The 18,108-nt window shown below is 54.1% G+C and carries 15 protein-coding genes and 4 pseudogenes; 11 read left to right on the top strand and 8 right to left on the bottom strand.

Going from position 1 to position 18,108, the window contains the following annotated elements; translation table 11 throughout:
- Together H7847_RS02270 and H7847_RS02265 are read left to right on the top strand one after the other, a co-directional pair.
- The coding region (locus tag H7847_RS02270) for an IS3 family transposase (protein WP_227267741.1) at positions 1-725 on the top strand (725 nt) is incomplete at its 5' end.
- Between the two features lie 132 nt (positions 726-857).
- Positions 858-1,726: pseudogene (locus tag H7847_RS02265) on the top strand (IS256 family transposase); the annotation flags it as partial.
- Between the two features lie 31 nt (positions 1,727-1,757).
- Here H7847_RS02265 and H7847_RS02260 read toward each other — a convergent pair.
- The 4 genes and pseudogenes from H7847_RS02260 to H7847_RS02245 form a co-directional block, all read right to left on the bottom strand.
- A pseudogene (locus H7847_RS02260) lies at positions 1,758-2,082 on the bottom strand (IS3 family transposase); the annotation flags it as partial.
- Positions 2,083-2,222: 140 nt separating this feature from the next.
- Positions 2,223-2,444, bottom strand: a complete 222-nt coding sequence (locus tag H7847_RS02255) for a hypothetical protein (RefSeq protein WP_227267740.1) — start codon at positions 2,442-2,444, stop codon at positions 2,223-2,225.
- Between the two features lie 340 nt (positions 2,445-2,784).
- Positions 2,785-2,973, bottom strand: a complete 189-nt coding sequence (locus H7847_RS02250; RefSeq protein WP_227267739.1) for a GAD-like domain-containing protein — start codon at positions 2,971-2,973, stop codon at positions 2,785-2,787.
- Between the two features lie 10 nt (positions 2,974-2,983).
- Positions 2,984-3,256 carry a polymorphic toxin type 15 domain-containing protein gene (locus tag H7847_RS02245; RefSeq protein WP_227267738.1) on the bottom strand — a complete coding sequence of 91 codons (273 nt, stop codon included), beginning with the start codon at positions 3,254-3,256 and terminating at the stop codon, positions 2,984-2,986.
- Positions 3,257-3,323: 67 nt separating this feature from the next.
- Here H7847_RS02245 and H7847_RS02240 point away from each other — a divergent pair.
- Positions 3,324-3,623: pseudogene (locus tag H7847_RS02240) on the top strand (helix-turn-helix domain-containing protein); the annotation flags it as partial.
- A 184-nt stretch (positions 3,624-3,807) separates the two neighbouring features.
- On the opposite strand, the gene H7847_RS02235 reads toward H7847_RS02240, so the two are convergent.
- Positions 3,808-6,021: an autotransporter outer membrane beta-barrel domain-containing protein gene (locus tag H7847_RS02235; RefSeq protein ID WP_227267737.1), complete on the bottom strand. Its 2,214-nt coding sequence runs from the start codon at positions 6,019-6,021 to the stop codon at positions 3,808-3,810.
- A gap of 516 nt (positions 6,022-6,537) precedes the next feature.
- Between H7847_RS02235 and H7847_RS02230 the strand changes: the two are divergent.
- From H7847_RS02230 to H7847_RS02200, 7 genes and pseudogenes are all read left to right on the top strand, one after another.
- A pseudogene (locus H7847_RS02230) lies at positions 6,538-6,799 on the top strand (transposase); the annotation flags it as partial.
- An 861-nt stretch (positions 6,800-7,660) separates the two neighbouring features.
- Entirely contained in the window at positions 7,661-8,614 is a 954-nt protein-coding gene (locus tag H7847_RS02225) for a DUF1403 family protein (RefSeq protein WP_227267736.1), read from the top strand.
- Positions 8,611-9,243: an SMC-Scp complex subunit ScpB gene (scpB, locus tag H7847_RS02220; protein ID WP_227267735.1), complete on the top strand. Its 633-nt coding sequence runs from the start codon at positions 8,611-8,613 to the stop codon at positions 9,241-9,243. The genes H7847_RS02225 and scpB overlap by 4 nt, the downstream gene beginning before the upstream one ends.
- A gap of 178 nt (positions 9,244-9,421) precedes the next feature.
- Positions 9,422-10,537 carry a Fic family protein gene (locus H7847_RS02215; RefSeq protein WP_227267734.1) on the top strand — a complete coding sequence of 372 codons (1,116 nt, stop codon included), beginning with the start codon at positions 9,422-9,424 and terminating at the stop codon, positions 10,535-10,537.
- 175 nt (positions 10,538-10,712) lie between these two features.
- Positions 10,713-13,790 carry a DEAD/DEAH box helicase gene (locus H7847_RS02210; protein ID WP_227267733.1) on the top strand — a complete coding sequence of 1,026 codons (3,078 nt, stop codon included), beginning with the start codon at positions 10,713-10,715 and terminating at the stop codon, positions 13,788-13,790.
- A 190-nt stretch (positions 13,791-13,980) separates the two neighbouring features.
- Positions 13,981-14,817 carry a bis-aminopropyl spermidine synthase family protein gene (locus H7847_RS02205; RefSeq protein WP_227267732.1) on the top strand — a complete coding sequence of 279 codons (837 nt, stop codon included), beginning with the start codon at positions 13,981-13,983 and terminating at the stop codon, positions 14,815-14,817.
- Positions 14,810-15,394, top strand: coding sequence for a hypothetical protein (locus tag H7847_RS02200; protein ID WP_227267731.1), 585 nt, complete (start codon positions 14,810-14,812; stop codon positions 15,392-15,394). Before H7847_RS02205 ends, H7847_RS02200 begins: the two co-directional genes overlap by 8 nt.
- Here the strand turns inward: H7847_RS02200 and H7847_RS02195 are convergent.
- From H7847_RS02195 to H7847_RS02185, 3 genes are read right to left on the bottom strand one after another with little or no spacing between them, the layout of a single operon-like run.
- Positions 15,377-16,030, bottom strand: a complete 654-nt coding sequence (locus tag H7847_RS02195; protein ID WP_227267730.1) for a hypothetical protein — start codon at positions 16,028-16,030, stop codon at positions 15,377-15,379. The two genes, H7847_RS02200 and H7847_RS02195, sit on opposite strands and share 18 nt — an antisense overlap.
- A complete protein-coding gene (locus H7847_RS02190) occupies positions 16,023-17,039 on the bottom strand; it encodes a hypothetical protein (protein ID WP_227267729.1) in 1,017 nt (338 codons plus the stop codon). Before H7847_RS02190 ends, H7847_RS02195 begins: the two co-directional genes overlap by 8 nt.
- Positions 17,036-17,374: a helix-turn-helix domain-containing protein gene (locus tag H7847_RS02185; protein ID WP_227267728.1), complete on the bottom strand. Its 339-nt coding sequence runs from the start codon at positions 17,372-17,374 to the stop codon at positions 17,036-17,038. The genes H7847_RS02190 and H7847_RS02185 overlap by 4 nt, the downstream gene beginning before the upstream one ends.
- A gap of 46 nt (positions 17,375-17,420) precedes the next feature.
- Between H7847_RS02185 and H7847_RS02180 the strand changes: the two genes are divergently transcribed.
- Positions 17,421-18,098, top strand: a complete 678-nt coding sequence (locus tag H7847_RS02180; RefSeq protein WP_227267727.1) for a hypothetical protein — start codon at positions 17,421-17,423, stop codon at positions 18,096-18,098.
- Positions 18,099-18,108 lie beyond the last annotated feature (10 nt).

Below are 18,108 nucleotides of genomic sequence, written 5' to 3'. Positions count from 1 at the left end.
AGTTATCTGCGGCGATCCGGGCAAGCTTTCTACGCTCGGATCGAACCTATGGGGCGCGGCGGGTTTGGCACGATCTTCTCGAAGAAGGTTATTCCTGTGGTCTGCATTGCGTTGAGCAATTGATGCGACAAGCGGCCTTCAGAGCCCGTCCAAAGCGTCGGCAACCACCGAAAGACCAAGGCACCAGGTCGGTGATAGCCGCAAACGTGCTTGAGCGAGAGTTTGATGCAGAAGGTCCGAACCAGAAATGGGTGGCCGACTTCACCTATGTCTGGATGGCGGAAGGCTGGCTCTACGTCGCGGCCGTCATTGATCTGTTCTCACGTCGGGTCGTCGGTTGGTCCATGAGCGATGCAATGACATTCCAGATGGTGACAGATGCTCTGATCATGGCGATCTGGCGTAGAGGGCGACCACGCGAACTTCTGCACCATTCGGACCAGGGCAGCCAATATACCAGCGAGCCGTTCCAGCGGTTGGTGGCTGACCACGGCATCACATGCTCGATGAGCCGCTCTGGCAATGTTTGGGACAATGCTGCGATGGAGAGCTTCTTCTCATCGCTGAAAACCGAAAGGGTCAGGAGAAAAACTTACCGGACCAGAAAGCAGGCACGTGCAGATGTATTTGACTACATCGAGCGGTTCTACAATCCAAAACGCCGCCACGCGACCATTGGCTATCTAAGTCCTGTGACCTTCGAGGAGAGAGCTATGAAAGCTTAAATTGCCGTCCACGAAACCGGCAGCAGGCCATTCTGCTTCTCTTTAGGTCGAGCTACGCCTGATCGTCTAGAATTGGGACTATCGTGAATTTCGTGCTCTGGCGTAGTAACTGCTCTGTAAGGAAACGGACGTATGAGCATTGACAAAGCCCTATTGGACCGGTTGATGGAAGGCCGCTCGGCTGGCGACCTGTTCGGCAAGGAAGGCATTCTTGCCGAGCTGACGAATGCACTGACGTCACGCGCGTTGACGACCGAGATGGAGGAACATCTCGGCGAGGAACGTGTCGAAGGGTACCCGAGGGCCATAGCCAGCCGCCCAATCTCCGCAACGGCAGTAGCCGGAAGACGGTGACCACCGACAGCGGGAAGGTGGTTCTGGACATCCCGCGCGACCGGAATGGCACCTTTGATCCGTTGCTGATCGCTAAATATCAGCGCCGTTTCCCGGAGGTCGACCGCAAGATCGTCAGCATATATGCCCGCGGCATGACGACCCCGGAAATTCAGGGGCAAATCGAGGAGATTTGTGGCTTTGAGGCCTCTCCAAGCCTCATTTCTGCGATCACAGAGGCCGTGATGGAGGAGGTCACCGCCTGGCAGAACCGCCCTCTGGAACCCTGTTATCTGGTGGTATTCATGGATGCGATCCGGGTCAACATGCGCAGCGATGGCGCGGTCAGCAACAAGGTGGCGTTCGTGGCCTTGGCGATCCTGCCGGACGGCGAACGCGACGTTCTCGGCCTGTGGTTCCAGACCAACGAGGGCGCCAAGTTCTGGGCAAAGGTGCTGAACGATCTTCGCAATCGCGGTGTCCAGGACATCCTGATTGCCGTCGCAGGTGGTCTCAAGGGCTTTCTCAAGGCCATCGAGGCGGCCTTCCCAAAAACTCAGGTCCAGACGTGCATCGTCCATCTGCTGCGCCACTCCATGAGCTTTGCCAACTCCAAGGACCGCAAGGCGGTAGCGACAGCCCTGAAGGCTGTCTACACGGCCGTGGATAGGCGATGCTATCGCCGAGAGACATTTTTGGTTGGGGCCGCGCTTTGAACGTCTGCTGACGCATCATTCTTTCGACGCGATGCAAATCACAGCGATGGCCCTGCTCCAAAAGATCATGCCAGACACGGTGCGCACCATAAGTCCGATCCGAGCGCAGAAAGCTTGAACGGATCGCTGCCGATATCGTCCCGGATCGACTTGTCGCGGCGCGGTCTTGTCAGCCAGGCATGGGGTCCGCTTCGTGACACACCGAGCGCATCACACATCCAACTCACTCGCCAAACCCCTCTGTGTTTTGCAACGAACCCAAACATCATAGCTGGTCCTTGGCGCAGGAGGCTGCGGCCTTTTACCAAAGCTTACGACAAATTCCCGTTAAAAAGGAGAGGTTCCCAGGGCCCGAGATTCCGTGGACTGCATCATCGCGATACTGGCAGCAGCGAACTAAAAGAGGGCGCGAACCTGATCCGCGCCCTTTGACGTTTTCTGGATGGGCTCAATAGCGCGGTCGGCTGCAAACGCCAGCATCATCGCAGAATACACCGGCAAGCCCGCCGATGATTGCACCGCGGTCACCGTTTCCGTCGATGGCCTTGGCCGTGCCGTACCCGAGAGCTGCGCCGACAAGGCCGCGCTCCATATCGCTGTCAATTGCGGTGCCTGGTGCGCAGGCTGAGATCAGGGCGGTCGCTGCGATGAGCGGATAGATGAATTTCATGTTGGTCTCCTGATGAGCCGACAGTGCGCCGGCGGCATTGCGGGTATCGGGGGGATTGCGGAGAACCATGTCTCCGCAGCCCCCCGCAGATGCCTTTACTTATACTTCAAAGGCGTGCTGTTATCCGATCACCGCCCCAGTTTTTAAGCGTGTTATCAGATAACAACGCCTCCCTATCGTTCGTTCCGTAAATACCATTGGCCGATAGAGCACAAATCTGGGATATCTTCCCAAATTACGGTGGGCACCCGACTGTTTCTGAGCTTTGAGAAATTTGGTTCCCCGCTGGTCCTGAGCTAATGACTGCCTAAGACGGATGTCTTCTAGGGGCTGGCTGCGGTCAACTGAGAAAAACCGTCAGATGAGGGCTCCGAGCCCCCTTTGCCCAAGAACCGATGCCTTGCGTATCCCAAAGTTCCAACAGCATTTCAGGAATTTTTCCGCGATAAGAGTTGATAACTTCAACGGAAACAGATTTCGCTTCCAACAGTGGGCCATTGCGGTCAATTATTACGTCCAAATCATTCACATGATTTTCCTCAACATGGTTTGAGCCTTACGTTCGCTTTCACAGCGCCTTGGCCGGCTTGACTAGCAAGAGCGTCATCAAGTGCATCTACTTTTCCCCGCCACTGGCTACCTAAAGAGCGATTGACGGACCTGTTTTGTACGCCTGAAACATCTGATGGATCACCGCCTGCAACGATATCAAGCACATGGGTTGCATCTAGGGTTGATGCCTCCAACTCAGCAAGACGTTCGGCCTCGATTGGTCCATGCAAATCTGCTGATTCATCAATCTTATTGCGCATCGACGCATTCGCATTTCATGGGTCGCCAAAGCCATTCGACGGAGATGTTGTCCAGGAACCGGCCCTTGGCGAGGTAGGTTTGGAGGACCGCCGGCCGGATCCAAACTGGGCGTGGAACCGCATTCCCGATGACATTCGGGATCAGTTGGTTGAGATGGCCCTGGAGGAGCCGGAGTTGTCGCCACGCGAACTGACGGTGCGATTCACCGATACGAAAAGGCACTACATATCAGAAACATCTGCCTATCGCATCCTCAAGGAGCGCGATCTTATCAGTCGCCCGGCCTTCGTGGCCATCGAAGCTGCTGAGGCGTTCAAAGACAAAACCACGCGTCCCAACGAACTCTGCCAGACCGATTTTACATATGGCCGGCGCTCTCCTTGAGTACAGCCTGCCTAAGGACCCAAATTATCTGAAAACTTGAAGGTTTGGAGCCGATCCCGGGGTTTGGATCAGTGGCAACTCTGAGTTGGCCTAGTCCGCGAGACCACATGTGGGTCTGTTTGGACATGAGGCTGCTTGGGCAATGCTAAGCCAAAGCGCACCGCCTTCAAAGACTTTCGGTAAGTGTCAGGTCAAACCAAAAGCTGTCTGCGCCCTCTCCCACATCCTGATCGGTAGCGAGAACCAAGCTGTCGAACCGACCTGTAAAATAGTCGCCAACCGGAATTTCATAGCTGAGTGGACCATCGGCAATCACTGAAGTGTCGTAGAAATCGCGGATGCCAAACCCGTCCTGCGTCCCCAGCAACGTAAAAAACGTATCCCCATCCGGCACATCATCGTTTTCAAAGCCGATTGCATGCAATTCGCCTTGATTAGAAGAGTCAAAATCGAATGTGAGGAGGGTTTTCTCTGTCACCTGATAGTCAATGTCGATCCGCTTCCAGGAATTGGAATCCTGTACCAGCGTGAAACCGTTATCAAAGATCGTGGCCGTGCCGCGGTCCTGTTGCGCGCTATAGGATTGAACGTTTTCCAACGCGCCATTCAGCCGCACTCGGGGTCCATCCTCGAAAAGTGCGACGTCGGACCAGATACTTGCCGCGGGGTCCTGTGATACGGGACCCGGCGCGTCCTGGTCCGTGACAAAAACCAGCCGGTCGAACTGTCCTGTGAAGTATTCGCCCACCGGGATTTGGAAGAACTCGGCGCTTGTGCTGTTTTCTATCCCGATATTGAAATCTTGAAGACCGAAATTCCGCTGCGTTCCACCGAGTTGAAAATAGGTTTCAGATTCGGGATCATCGTCATTGTCGAACCCTATGCCATAGATTTCGGCCTGCCCTTCCGCCTCCAAACGGAAGGTCAGGATCGTGTCGGGCGTCACCTCATAATCAACGAGCAGGTGATTCCAGGCGTTTTCACCCTGTATCAGCCTGCCGGCAGAACCGCTCACGTCGAAAGTCCCGCGGTCCTGGCCTCCACCGTAACTCAGCACTGGCAGCACCGTGTCGTTGAACGCCAGCGTGTCCGCCGCATCAAGCCGAAGTTCCAGAGCGCCCAGATCGGCAAGGCCATTTCCGGTCGCGCCGGTATAGGGCAAATCGACCGTCCGCGCGAAACCCGCACCCCGCGCATCCGTCATTAGCGGCATCCCGGTTGCGTCAACCGCCAAAGCCGGATCTCCTGCATCGAGAGCCGGGTTAAGCTCCGAGGCACGCAACAGAAGCGTTGGCAACGTCCCGCCATTGTCCGCCAGCACCGGGCCGTCCTGACCGATATTTGCAAAGATGTCCTCTGACTGGACCTCGCCGGACTGCAAGTCACCATCAAACAAGGCCGAACCAACGATATTTTGGCCGATCTTTGTGATCACCGCGCCGGGTGCCTCCGTCACGATACTGTTGATCAACGTCAGTTCGGCACGGTTCTCGATCTCCGCCCCTGTGTTCGCCGTGATTGTGGAGTGCACGAAAGTCATTTGTCCCGTGTTCCAAACCGCATCAGGGGTTCCAAACGACGTGGGTGTGGGGGTGTTTCCGGTAATCGTTGCGCCGCTGAGCACCATGGTACCAGAATTGTTGATGGCGCTGCCCTCAAGCCCGACGTTACCGGTAAACAGCACATTTGTCGCCAACGTCGTCCCGCTGTTCAATATACCCCCACCGCCGCCGAGAATGCGTCCCGCCGTTGCGTTGTCGCTGATGAGCGTATTTTCGATAATAAGCATGCCGGCATTGGCGACACCCCCCCCATCCGAAGACGAGCGACTGAAGCCCGCCGAGTTCTGAAAAACTTCGGAACCGGTCAGCCGCAACGTGCCCTCATTGTATATGCCACCGCCTAAAGATCCGGCAAAGTCGCCTGCCCCGTTGCGGTATATCCGCGCGTCGGCGATCGTCAGTTCAGCCTCTGCGGCAATAGTCACACCACCGCCATCACCAAAACCACGTTCATCTCTCAGGCCGAGACCGCCCCGGGTGATATCAACATCCGAGATTGCAGCATCGCCTGCAAAAACCTCCAGAACGCGGGATCGATAGCCACCGTCTAGGATGATGCTGCTTGTCCCGTCACCTGCGGCATCGCCTTCAATCGTAACATCACTCGTGATCTGCAGTGCGTTACCGGTCAGCGTCACTCGACCGTTGGCGAGGTCCGGGTGAAACACAATCTCGTCTGAGCCAGTCAACGCATTGGCAAGATCGAGCGCTTCACGTAGCGACAGGCCAGTGCCATCCGCCGCCTCTCGCGCTGCGTCAAAGGGTTGGTCCGATGAAAGTGCTTCGTCCGCAAGTGTTGTTACAATGTAGGTTGTCATCAGAATCTCCGACCGCAAGCGTCGGAATGCCGGAGCAGGCTCGCAGCACTGCATCAGGGCCTGCGACGCGAATAAACGTAATGGTTGAGTGTAATCCGCAGTATTCTACTTAGAAATGTTAGATCGGGTTCTGGATTCGAGCAAGTTCCTCTTGACCAGGACAGAAACGTTGGGCGCAAGTCCGCCGAAACTCTGTGATCGGCGCCCGACCTTGAACCAGCATCTTATGCCTTGATGCCGGACAGTACTAACGCAAGTGCTATTGAATATCCCGTACGGGCTCAGTTACAGCAGGGGTCGGCGGGGTCCCGTGGCTCTAGTACGGTCTCCTCGGGCTTTGGTCGTCTGATTGCCTTTTATGATCCTGACCTTCTGACCCAGCTCCCTGAAATCCGGCCACTGAGGTGCTAGTGATCCGTCCGAGAAAGGGATGGACTATGAAACGCAGATTTAGTGACGAACAGATCATTCATTGCCCGGCAGACGATTTGTTTCACAAATCTGCCGAGGGGGGGGATGGTCAAGGAATATGAGGCAGGCGTGAAAGCGCAGGAGCTGTGCCGGAGTTGGAGCGTGTCGCAATCGATCCGGTGGATCGATTGTAGCGAACAACGGGATCAGCGATGCGACGTTTTACAAATACAAAGCCAAGTTCGGTGGTATGAACGTATCTGATGCGAAGAAGCTCCGGGCGCTCGAAGACGAGAACAATCGCCTGAAGCGGATGCTGGCGGACGCAATGTTATACAATGCTGCGCTAAAGGATCTCGCGACAAAAAATTACTAACGGTTCGGCATGCGGCCGCCATCGGTCCGAGGACCATGCCGGACACGTGAAACGCAGGGCTGTGTCGGACGTGATGGATCGGCATGGCCTGTCTGAGCGTCCATTGCCCGGCAGGCGATTGCGGAGCAATCTGCCGAGAGGCGGGCGTGCGAGTTGGCGGATCTGCACAGGTCCGTCTTCCAGTATCAAAAGCAGGATCAGGGCGATGGCCCCCTACGCAGAGCTCGTGCACCGTGGCAGTTTTGCAAACCAGAAAACTAGCCAGCTAAGCTGAGAGTCGACCATTAAAACGGCGACTATGATGGAAATCGTGTTCTTACCCGACAAAAGTTGCAAGTCTCGCCGGACAAGTTGCGATTCACGCCGGATGGTACAAATGAAGTGTTTGGCTGTGCGCGCAGTTCCGAGCTATCCAGTCTGCGCCAAATTTCCCTGTTAACAGGGAAAATACAGGGAAAACTGCTGATTTTGTTGATATTCTGGCCTGCCGGCTTGATTTCGGCAAAGAAAACAGATGCTTGAACGCCATTTCCCTAAACTTTTTAATAGGGAAAATTTGTTCTAGTATCAGCGAATTGATTGGAACGAACAGGGAAGCGATACCTAGCCTGACCTCTGCGGCATGGTGGATGAGTTGCCCGAATTTCCTAAAGCCGACATTCGAGTAAAATGCAGCGAATGACTGTAGCGAGGTGTTTTGGGCGCATTTTCGGGCGATTTGTTCATGGTTTTGAGGCTATCATTTTTATGTCCGATAAGGCAAACTTATTGGACATAGAAAAGAGCTGTAACGTGGGGCGGTTTGTACACTATCTGGTAGCGGAAAGCGCCGCCGTGCGATAGTCTTGTGGCATGACCTATCAGCCCACAGCTGTCAACGACGACCTAGTGAGCCTACCCAAACTCCCGGTATGGGTCACCACTCGGCGTGCCGAAACCCTTGAAACTGTGGCATTTCGGTCCGGGGCGGCGCTGATAGTGCTCAATCAGTTGATCAGCGATCCTAGGCATGGTGTGCCGCTGAAATTGCTGGCCAACCGCCTGGCGCTAAGCGCGGCGACGGCCACGTCGAAACTGGAAGGCCGGCTGGCGCGGGAGGCGGATATCCGCGACGCCTACCACCTGACGCCGCGGGGCGAGGCGCGGGGTTCAGACGGAGATCTGTTGGCCTTCTGGCGCGCCGCCGTGCGTCTGCGGGCAGGAGGTACGGATGAGATTGCCGACCTTGTCGGTGCCGACTTAGCAGGCGAGGTTGGCGTCTGGCTTGACGCGGGATTGGAGCGCGCACGGACACATGGGCCGCTGTCGGGTTGTGTCGCTGTGCTGCGCGCTGTACTCGAGGTAGACGACCGGGCGGAACGGGTTGCTTGCCTGCTCTCGGATATTGTCTTGGCGCGAGCCCTGAAATGGAAAACCCTGCTACCTGTATCTGCACGGCGGCTGACAAAGACGGCGCTGCGAGACCTGGTCGCAGACGGGCAGGGGGCCGAGCTGGCGGTCCAGGTACTGATTTTGGAGAGCATCGAAGAGACGAGCCGAATGGCAAGGGATCTAGCTCGTCGCGGCGAGGCGCTTTGCTTTGTCGCCCCGAAACTGCGGGCAAAAGGATCGGACGCGGCGGTCGATCTATTCCTGACCGAGGATGCCGTGGTGCCGGCGTCGATGCTGTCGCCGCGTATCTGGGGTACCAACATTCCGATGACGGATCGCGCGGCGCGGCGGTTCTGTGACAGGCTGGTGGAACTGGGTGTGGCGCGGGAACTGACCGGACGCTCGACGTTCCGGCTTTATGGGATCGCATCATGACTGTCGCTGCCAAGAAGCGGAAGCTGACAGACGAGGGTGGAGCCGTCTTTGACCGGGAGCTCGACGACCTTCCACAGGAGCTGCGTTGGCGCGAGTGGATGGGGCGGATCGAAGTGGTGCTCTTCGCGAGCGCTACTCCGGTTAGACGTGATGATCTTGCGCGCGTGGTGGGGCAGGGGGTGTCTGTCGAGATGCTGATTGAGGATGTTCAGGGGGAGCTCACGGGTCGACCTTACGAACTGGTCCAGACCGCCGGCGGCTGGATGTTCCGGACTCGAACCCAGTTTGCTGATGCGATCAAGGCGGCCGCTGATCTTGGAGATCAGGCGCTGGCCTTCACCGAGATGGAGATGGGCGTGCTCTGCGCCATCGCCTATCACCAACCCATCGATCGGGCGGGCCTGAAGAACATCTTCGGCAAGGAGGTCAGTCGCGACCTTCTGGCACGGCTGCGGTTTAAGGATTTGATTGCCAGGGGACCAAGGGCTCCGCGTGCGGGCGCGCCGCATACCTTCGTGACGACTGAAGCGTTCTTGGCCACCTTTGATTTGCAGAGCCTGCGGGATTTGCCGGAGCTGGACTTGGCTACCGATGGCGCGAATGAACAGGCCCGAACTCTGCAGGTTTGAGGGTGCTCGCTTTCAATTGGTCGGGCTTTGACTTTCAATCAGTCGGAGTTAAGAGCAAGTTTTACGTGCAAATGCACAGCAGAGTATAAGTGTGTTTGCACGTGTTTGAGTTATAGGATTGACTTCTATAGCTCAAAAATGCTCATTCTGTGAGTTATAGGAAGGAATTCTATAACTCATGGCATGGAACTGGCAGATATCAGGTTGGCCGGATTTCCGGTACGACGCAGCATCACTGGCACCGTTCGAGCAGCGCTTCCTGATGTCGTCAGGCGAAGTCCTGGGCGCCGCTCAGCATGTCAATTCGGCAGAGCGTGATCAACTCCGCATCGACCTGCTGAGCGACGAGGCCATGAAAACCAGTGCCATTGAAGGCGAGATGCTGGATCGGCGCAGTGTACAATCCTCGCTGCGCCGACATCTCGGATTGGAACCGGACAGCTATCCGAACAAACCCCGAGAGCAGGGCGTGGCCGAAATGATGGTCGACGTATACTCGACCCATGCCGAGCCCCTTGAACACGACACGCTCTTCCGGTGGCACGAAATGCTCCTGTCTTTCGACAAACGGCTCGAGGCCATCGGGTCCTATCGGCGGCACGAAGATGCGATGCAGATCGTCTCGGGTCGTGTTGATCGCCCGGTCGTACATTTTGAAGCCCCACCGTCTAAGCAAGTTCCGGACGAGATGGGCCGATATGTCGATTGGTTCAACCGGACAGCGCCGAATAAGGAAGGGCCTTTACCAGCATTGACGCGCGCCGGTCTCAGCCATCTCTACTTCGAAAGTATCCACCCGTTTGAGGACGGGAATGGCCGCCTGGGTCGGGCTCTGGCTGAAAAGTCCATAGCTCAGAACATCGGTCAGCCAAGCCTCATCGCACTTGCCTTCACCATCGAGCGAAAGCGGAAAGACTATTACGATCAGCTCGAGCGGCACCAGAAGACGCTGGATGCCACGCCGTGGCTGCTATGGTTCGCTGAGGTCGTTCTGGAAGCGCAGCAGGTCACCCAGGACCGTGTGAGTTTCTTCATTGCCAAGGCACATTTCTATGACCGGTATCGCGTTGCGTTGAATGAAAGACAGGCCAAGGTGATCGAGCGGATGTTCCGAGAGGGGCCTGACGGGTTCAAAGGTGGCCTGAGTGCGGAGAACTATATCTCGATCTCCGGGACATCACGGGCAACGGCAACAAGAGATCTACAAGAACTTGTCGCGATTGGTGCCCTGAGGCGGACTGGCGAGCTCAGGTACACGCGCTATTGGCTAAACCTGAATGAAACAAATGTGTGACTAGAGGAGCTGGAGTTGGGCGTTCTCTAACCATGGAAAGTCTATCAGAGACATTTTCACAGCACCCCGTTAAGTTGCCGGGCAAATTGAAATTCAATCAAGACGCGTAGGTCTTGTTCTGAGCGACTGATCATTAAACAGAAACCCTAGTTGAACTTCTAATTGAGAGTACAATTTGTCAGAGACTGAACTATCCAGAACATCGCTTGCACTCTGGCCGCATCAGCATGCAGCTCTAGATACCGTAGACGCTTATTTCGCGTCATCGAGCGAACGCGCCTGCCTTGTCAATATGCCGACTGGCACGGGAAAAACTGGAGTAATAGCTTCAATCGCTCGCCAACGAGCCCAAACTCAGGCCGTACTCGTAGTTTGTCCTTCAGCGGCTTTGGTCGAGCAGCTCTCCTCCCAGTTCGAGAACCGCTTTTGGGATAAAATCGGTGCTGGACCAGAATGGAAGCCAGATAAGGTCTGGAATATTCTACCGAGTAACATCGAGCAACTGATTGAACACCTAGACAATAACAACGGTGAGCAGATCATTTTGGTCGGTACCGTGCAGGCAATCCAGCAGATCGACGCTGACGGCAAAATTAGTCAACTGCATGGCCGCGTTGGCACGATATTGTTCGACGAGGGGCATCGTGAACCTGCGCCAAGCTGGGCACGCGTAGTCCGCGGATTTGCCGTGCCGACCGTCTTGTTCAGTGCCACACCATTTCGTGGCGATCTAAAGATCTTCGACGTCGATGATGACCATATTCACTTTCTTGGCTTTGCCGATGCGGTTGGCTATGGTCTCATACGTGACGTCGAAATTGACGAACAAGCATTGCCCGCATCGGTTGAAGACTATGCCATGGAACTGGTCGCCAGAGTCGACGCACTTGTTGCAGATGCACGTTTCACGGCAGCCAACAAAGTCATAGTACGTTGTGACCGAGAGGATTCGGTTCGAGAAATGCATGAGGCGTTGACTGTAGCTCTTGCCGGTCGTGCCGACGGGGTCCTCGCGATCCATAATAACTTCCCCGATCGGCCCCATGACGGGATTATCAATGCCGTACCGCGGGACCTTTCAGCGCGACCCGAACGTTTTCTCATCCACCAGTTCATGCTGATAGAAGGAATTGACGACCCGCTCTGCACGATACTCGCGCTCTACGAACCTTTCACGAATACGCGCATGTTGGTCCAGCAGATTGGCAGGTTGATACGCCATCCTGGACCGATTGGTGAGCCCGTACCACAAGCTTACGTACTTGCACCCAACGGTCAGAGCGTCGCAGACGAATGGAATAGTTTTCTTTCTTTTGACAAAGCTTCGATGGCGAACGACAACAAGCCGTTTGTCCGCAATGACGCAGCGGTTTTGGAAAATCTAATCGCTGCCCTGCCAACTCTCGACTACGTGATGGGACGCTTCCGCGAAAGACCCGAACTCGACGATCCCAGTCTTCATGACGATCTAAGATTCCCGAGCGCGGCGGTCGCATTCACGATTCAACAAGACCTTAATTTGGATGAGCTCCAAAGAGACATCCGAGCCCAACTGACTAGCGATGATCGGCACGAAGTGCTAACCGGTCAAACTGCCGACGGTCTTTGCCGCTATCATATCACACTTCGACTAACGCCATCACCGTTCCTGTCAGGCAGCCTCTTTCAGGCACCCAGCCTCGAAGCGACGATCTACGCAAAAAAAGACAAGCGTCTTTTCTTCTTCGACAGCGCGGGACTCTGGGTCAACGAACTTGATGGCATCGGTCCACGCGTTAACGCCAAGACCTTACGCGCTCTTTTGCCCGACGGGCATTACAACAACATTTCTTTCATGAGCGTAAAGAACACCGGTCTCGGGCCGCTAGCGCTACGATCACGCAGTCTGTCAGCTCGCTCGCTTGATCGGTCCGGTGTGTTTATGGGCGAGCACCTCAACGTTGTGACCCGGGCCACGGGTTATATTCACGCCCAGGCGAACGAAGATGGTACTCGGAGATCTGTTGGTTTTTCCCGTTCGCGGGTGCGCGATGGCAAAGGAAACGACCTAACACCACAGCAATATTCGGAGTGGTGTGGAAAAGTTGCCTCCGAGCTCGACGAAGCCGCAGGGACAGCGTCGATTTTCTCCCGTTTCGCAGTTCCTGACATGGTTCCAGCCGATCCAACGCCGCTCAACATTCTTGTGGACATGGCGGAGCTGGATGACCAGTTCGTTGCAAAGGGACAGACAGCGGCTGTTGCTATCGAGAATCTGTGCGTCGAAGTTGAGGAAGACACAGATCCTAAGGCGCCGAAGAGGTTCCGGTTTAGCCTGCGTGTCGATGGAGACGACCATCATGCGTGGATCGATTGGAACGCAAAGAAGGGGAAGTACTGGCTCGTGTCGCCTAGCCTCAGCCGCATAAAGACCAAGGACAATCCTAAGATCTCTTTAACCCGTCGCTTGAACCAATTGCAGCCTTTCCGGATCATCACCCGCGATCTAGTCCACACATATGTTAGTGGTGACTTTTACCGTCTCGATCTCGACCTCACTGACCCGAAAGGTGCCGCTAGTTTGGTGCTCGATCTAATCACTACAATCCCAGGTCTCGAAGCGGTGACATCTGAGAAAGGCGAGCTGGTCAACGGCCATGTCGATGTTTGGGCAGACGGCTCTCTATTCGAGTTTATCGATAAGTCGCTCAGGCCAGATAGGGGACCTACTCTATTTGGGCGGAGCTTTCCGGATCTGGTGTGCGACGATCTACATGACGAAGTCGGCGACTTTCTTGGGCTAGATGAGGCCTTACTAAGCCCAGCAGCGGTCGTGGTCGCCGGGAAGTGGAAAAAAGGCAACCCTGGAGTATCGGCTTCAGCCTTCTACGATGTTTGCGCTCAAGGCCTTAAAAACCTTGCGTATATGAAAAGCGACGGAGCGGAACTGCCGGGTAGCGTGACCCGTTTCGATGGCCGTTGGAGACTGTCAAAGCGTAAGTCACCCATCACTCAGACGGTCGATCGTAAACGTCATGGCAGAGGATCGAGGACTTTCCGTAGGGCCTTCCAACGTTTGCGTTCTAGTCCAACCACAGACAGAGAGATTTGGCTAGTATGTTCGGGAGGTATGCTTTCGCTTGCGAAGTTGAAGCTCCAGTTCGCGAAACCGCAACCTGAGCCGCACGTACTTCAATTCTATCACTTGGTACTTTCAACCTATTCCGCATGCCAGTCAGTCGGTGTTCGCCTCCGAATTTTCTGCGCTGAGTGACATCCATCTGCTGAGAAGGAAACTTGTTTGACTGCGCGTGAGCTTCAATTTTAAAAAGATTGTAATCTCGGTGAATAATTGCATGCACTATCACCCAAGTCGGCTAATGCGATCCCACAAGAACAGTTGATTTAGTCGCTACTGCTATCCATGTTGACAGATAATAACGACTTATTGGAAACACTGAATTATGCCTGAGATCGATCTTCGCGACGCAATGAATGCAGTATCCGATGTTATTCAAAACCGCCCGAGGCCCATTAGGCAATTCGACCAGATCTACATGAAGGCGGGTGATATGGTCATCCAAAGCGAATTTGTAGCTCGTTGGGCAAATGAAAAGCGTCTAGTGTTTGTCGGTGATGGCGACGCGATTAGTGTTTGCGTCGCCTATTTGAAGAACCGTGGCGTCCTGGAGTACGGGCCCTCAAAAGTAATGGTGCTCGACTTTGACGAGCGCATAGTAAACGCGGTCAAACGCTTTGCTGACAAGGAACGCTTGGAGAACCTTGATGCAAGGCTGTACAATGCCTTGGACGGGCTCCCCGAAGATCTAGTGGAGTTTGATTACTTTTATACCAATCCCCCCTGGGGACAATACAACGACGGTGAAAGCATAAACGTGTTTCTTGATCGAGGAGTAGAAGCAGTCTGCAGTCAAGGAGAAGGGCTTGTTGTAATAGCCGATGACAAAGAGATAAACTGGTCGCAAGAGGTCTTGGCTAAAGTTCAATCACACGCAGCGAGCAGGGGCTTTTTTGTTGCCCGCATGCAGCCGGAGCTACACCTGTACCATCTGGATGATGCGCCTGACCTTAGGTCTTGCAACCTTCTATTCCGAGCGCGACCCCAGAATGAACGAGTTAGGGTGAGTGAAGCCGTAATGGAGCAAAGTCGTCTGGAGAACTTCTATGGACGCTCGAAAGCGCCTCGCGCCAAGTATGTTCGAGAACTGAAGTCTCTAAACTACGGCCAGGCGCAAGACAACGAGTACGAGCTGCAACTCTTGGAGGAAAGATATGACTAAGATTTTGAAACCAGGGGCAGGAGTTCTTTTCATGAAGGTTGGTACTCATGCCAATGAGGGATTGGAGGACATAATCGGTCGCAAGCAAAAGGAAATCGAAGACGAAGGTTTCGCCCTTTGGGGCTACGGCGGAAACACCTGTCACCCAACAACTATGGTGCAGCCTTTTGCTGAGGAACATGCAGAGAATGGTGATCCCATTGTCCTTTGCATGGAACCGATGGTTTCAAACCACTTCGCTGAGCCTATTAGAGCCGATGAGTACTCCGTTGATGGTGTCACTTGGCAGAAAGTTCCAAATGGTATCCATGCCGTGGGTTCAAGGTTCGCTCTACTCATCAAGAATCTTCAACTAGCCAAGTTCGAGCTACCTCTGTCAGCAACCGAAGTTGCCGTAGGTAGGAGTGCGGGAAGGTTGGGAAGCCAATATGTTCGTGGTCGAGTTGACAAAGCCTGTTTGAATGTGAGGACTGATCCAAGTTTGTTGAATGATCCAAACCAAGAGAAAGTGATTAAGATCGGGCTGACGGCGGAGCTCATCGACCCTTACGCGGTGTTTCTACGGACTGCAGCCTAAGGTCTTAGAGCTAAACCCATCGGACTTTGTAGCCAGGTCCGACTGATAGCTAAGAAGTGCTTGCGCTGCGGTTCCTTCGCTCAAATTTTCCGTTCCACACGAGAAGCAGATTGCAGCTGTTTTGTCTGCCTTGGCATCAGAGCAAACTCTTTTTCTAACCTGGTCTTGGCCAAGAACTTCGATCATGGTTCCTAAGATTTGCTCTAAACTCATGAGGCGACCTTTAAGAGTTGCAATCTCTGCAGCGTCTTTCGCGATCTGAGCGCAGCCGCAAATAGCTCGCTTGTCGCCAGTCAGAACGCGATCAAGCGTACGCAGGATGGCAGCGGAAAAAAGTATGCTCTCACCTTCATCCATCGTCATCCCTTTCGGTAAAGGAAATTCTTGGAGCGAAGCCGCCAGATGCAACTCAGCCTCTGTAGGAACAAGCTCCGACGCAGCATGCAAGAAAGCTTTTAAGTCCTCTGTCGCGCCACTGTATTTCTCACCGACAAACTTTTTTCCAATAACAAATCGAAGCGAGCCCAAATATCCAACGGCTGATAATTCAAGCTCAAGGCAGTCTGAGATCACACTCAGGCTTTCCCAACGACACAGCTTCTCAATCACGTCGTTGTCGACAACAGAATTAAGCAACGTCCACAGCTCCCATGACTGCTCTAATGTAAGCTGCCTCGTCGTCTCTGTACGAGGACCAATCAAGCTGTTTTGATGCGGTCAAATTAAGAAATCGCCAAACGTCGTGCTTTGAGTCATAGATATGGTGGAGTGCGGCGTAAGCCGTCTTCCAATCATTGGTTTGGTAGCCGTAGCAAAGTGCAAGTGTCCCAGGTTCAATCCTTCGTTCCGAGGCAGCTTTGGCGACAGCTTGCGCCAACTCCAACCCGTTTCTGGGTGGCGTGTCGAACTGAAGGCTTGGATTCCTTTGCCCTGTTAACAATTCCAGAGCGTATCCATCCGCTTCTCCCTCCTCCTCATCCTTCTCATCCTTCTCATCCTTTTCGATTGTCTCTTCGAGATCTACCAGAGCGCTCACTTCCGCCAGATGACCCGCGGCAATGTGGCCGAGTTCATGAGCTACGTGGAACGCTGTTGGCGCTGGAAACCGGGAATCCTTACCAACGAGTATTGCAAAACCTTCAAGTGTCCTAACTGCCATCGCCACCATGTTCTTTGCAGAGAGCGGAAACACTCGAAGGTGCACAACTGGTATTCCAAATCCCCAACACACCGCGCAGACGTCCGGCAATGAGACATAAGGAGATCGACCCAAGATCGCCTGTCGAACGCTTGTTGCATCTGACAGATCTGCCGACTGTCGCGAGGCCCGGCTGATGCCTTTTTCAAGATGGCGCCCAAACGCAATGCCGAATGACGTTAAGGCTGCTTCCTCGTCGCCACCGTAGGCTGATAGCCCCTTGAATTTCGCATCATGGCGCCAAACAAATTCAGGCTGATCTTCACCGATGACTGATTTAGGAGTAAGGCCAAGTCTTCGCGCCACAGAAAACCGCATCTCTGCCTGAGCAGAAATTGAACCATCGGCTTCGTTGCTCCACCATTTTGGCCAAACCGCTTCAAGAGCTTCCTTGGAGATACCAAGTCCTTGAAGCTCTTCCTTAAATGATTGCGAGTCCGTTTTCACCTGGCCCCTTTGCCTTTGATTTCAGCGTAGTTTGCTATCGCCGTTAGCAACATGTCTATCGCTTCCGCTTCGCGGTCGTCTACTGGAGCTAAATTCTCGAAGTGTCGAGCAAGCATATCTGAGCCATTATGAATACTTGTATATTCAGAGTCATCTTTCGTTGCGCCCTCCAAGAAACCAAGCACTTTGCGATAGGCGGGACCTCGCTTAACAGTTGGTTTTCTGAGTATGCGAGATATTGTTGGCTGACTGACGCCAATTAGTACAGCCAACTCCGATTGATTTATACGTTTTTTTTCAGCGAATGATCGCAGCTGGACAGAAACATCTTGCATAAAGGTGAATATGCATGAATATTTGGTTGAGCCAAGGGAGAAGTTGATGTCACTGCCAGAAGTATTCGTTTGGACGCGATTTGGAACTGAGGCAGGGCAATCCATTGAAGACATCATCGAAAGGAAGGAACGTGAGCGCCGCGAGAACAACGGCGTGTTTCTGTGGGGCATAGGTAACAATATCGCGCCTTCACTGCCTGCACTTTTAAGCGCTGGACATAAGCCACTAGTCGCCTTTAGCCCGATTAAGTCGAAGCCGCGACTGGTAGACGAAAACCCTGGACAAATTGCTGTGTGGCGCCAAGCGACAACTCCAGGAGGTGTGCGATACGAGTTACCATCCGCATCTCTGGTAACCAGCAGATACGTCCAAGGCAAATCCAAGCACTTTGCATTGGTCTGTAGATCAGATCACCCTCTGACAATCAGTTCCGTATGCGATACAGTGGATTTTGGAAGTTTGGTTAATGCCAAGTCCGGTGCTGGTATTGGATTTTCGCAAGTTACAGCTGTGGTAAAGTCCGGTGGAAGTTTAACCGGCCAAGAACGTCACTACGACGTAGCAATACGTTGTGAACTGGCGGCACCATATGTGGCGGTACTTCGTGATCCGATCGTCATTTCCGATCCTAAAGAAAAAAGCCTAAAGGACGCCTATCGTGCCGGTTGGCATGGCGAAGGTGCGGAAGATGTTACAGGTCAGCTTACCCTCCAACTCGGTTAAATAGTTCTCT

Source organism: Roseobacter weihaiensis, from assembly GCF_020622345.1.
Lineage (GTDB): Bacteria > Pseudomonadota > Alphaproteobacteria > Rhodobacterales > Rhodobacteraceae > Roseobacter > Roseobacter weihaiensis.
The sequence above is the reverse complement of the archived record's forward strand: the minus strand, read 5'-3'. Positions and strand labels throughout refer to the sequence as shown.

Excerpts from the sequence above, each read along its gene's own strand:
- H7847_RS02255 (WP_227267740.1), bottom strand. The coding sequence starts at position 2,444 with ATGAAATTCATCTATCCGCTCATCGCAGCGACCGCCCTGATCTCAGCC.
- H7847_RS02245 (WP_227267738.1), bottom strand. The coding sequence starts at position 3,256 with ATGCGCAATAAGATTGATGAATCAGCAGATTTGCATGGACCAATCGAG.
- H7847_RS02235 (WP_227267737.1), bottom strand. The coding sequence starts at position 6,021 with ATGACAACCTACATTGTAACAACACTTGCGGACGAAGCACTTTCATCG.
- H7847_RS02225 (WP_227267736.1), top strand. The coding sequence starts at position 7,661 with ATGACCTATCAGCCCACAGCTGTCAACGACGACCTAGTGAGCCTACCC.
- scpB (WP_227267735.1), top strand. The coding sequence starts at position 8,611 with ATGACTGTCGCTGCCAAGAAGCGGAAGCTGACAGACGAGGGTGGAGCC.
- H7847_RS02215 (WP_227267734.1), top strand. The coding sequence starts at position 9,422 with ATGGCATGGAACTGGCAGATATCAGGTTGGCCGGATTTCCGGTACGAC.
- H7847_RS02205 (WP_227267732.1), top strand. The coding sequence starts at position 13,981 with ATGCCTGAGATCGATCTTCGCGACGCAATGAATGCAGTATCCGATGTT.
- H7847_RS02200 (WP_227267731.1), top strand. The coding sequence starts at position 14,810 with ATGACTAAGATTTTGAAACCAGGGGCAGGAGTTCTTTTCATGAAGGTT.
- H7847_RS02185 (WP_227267728.1), bottom strand. The coding sequence starts at position 17,374 with ATGCAAGATGTTTCTGTCCAGCTGCGATCATTCGCTGAAAAAAAACGT.
- H7847_RS02180 (WP_227267727.1), top strand. The coding sequence starts at position 17,421 with ATGTCACTGCCAGAAGTATTCGTTTGGACGCGATTTGGAACTGAGGCA.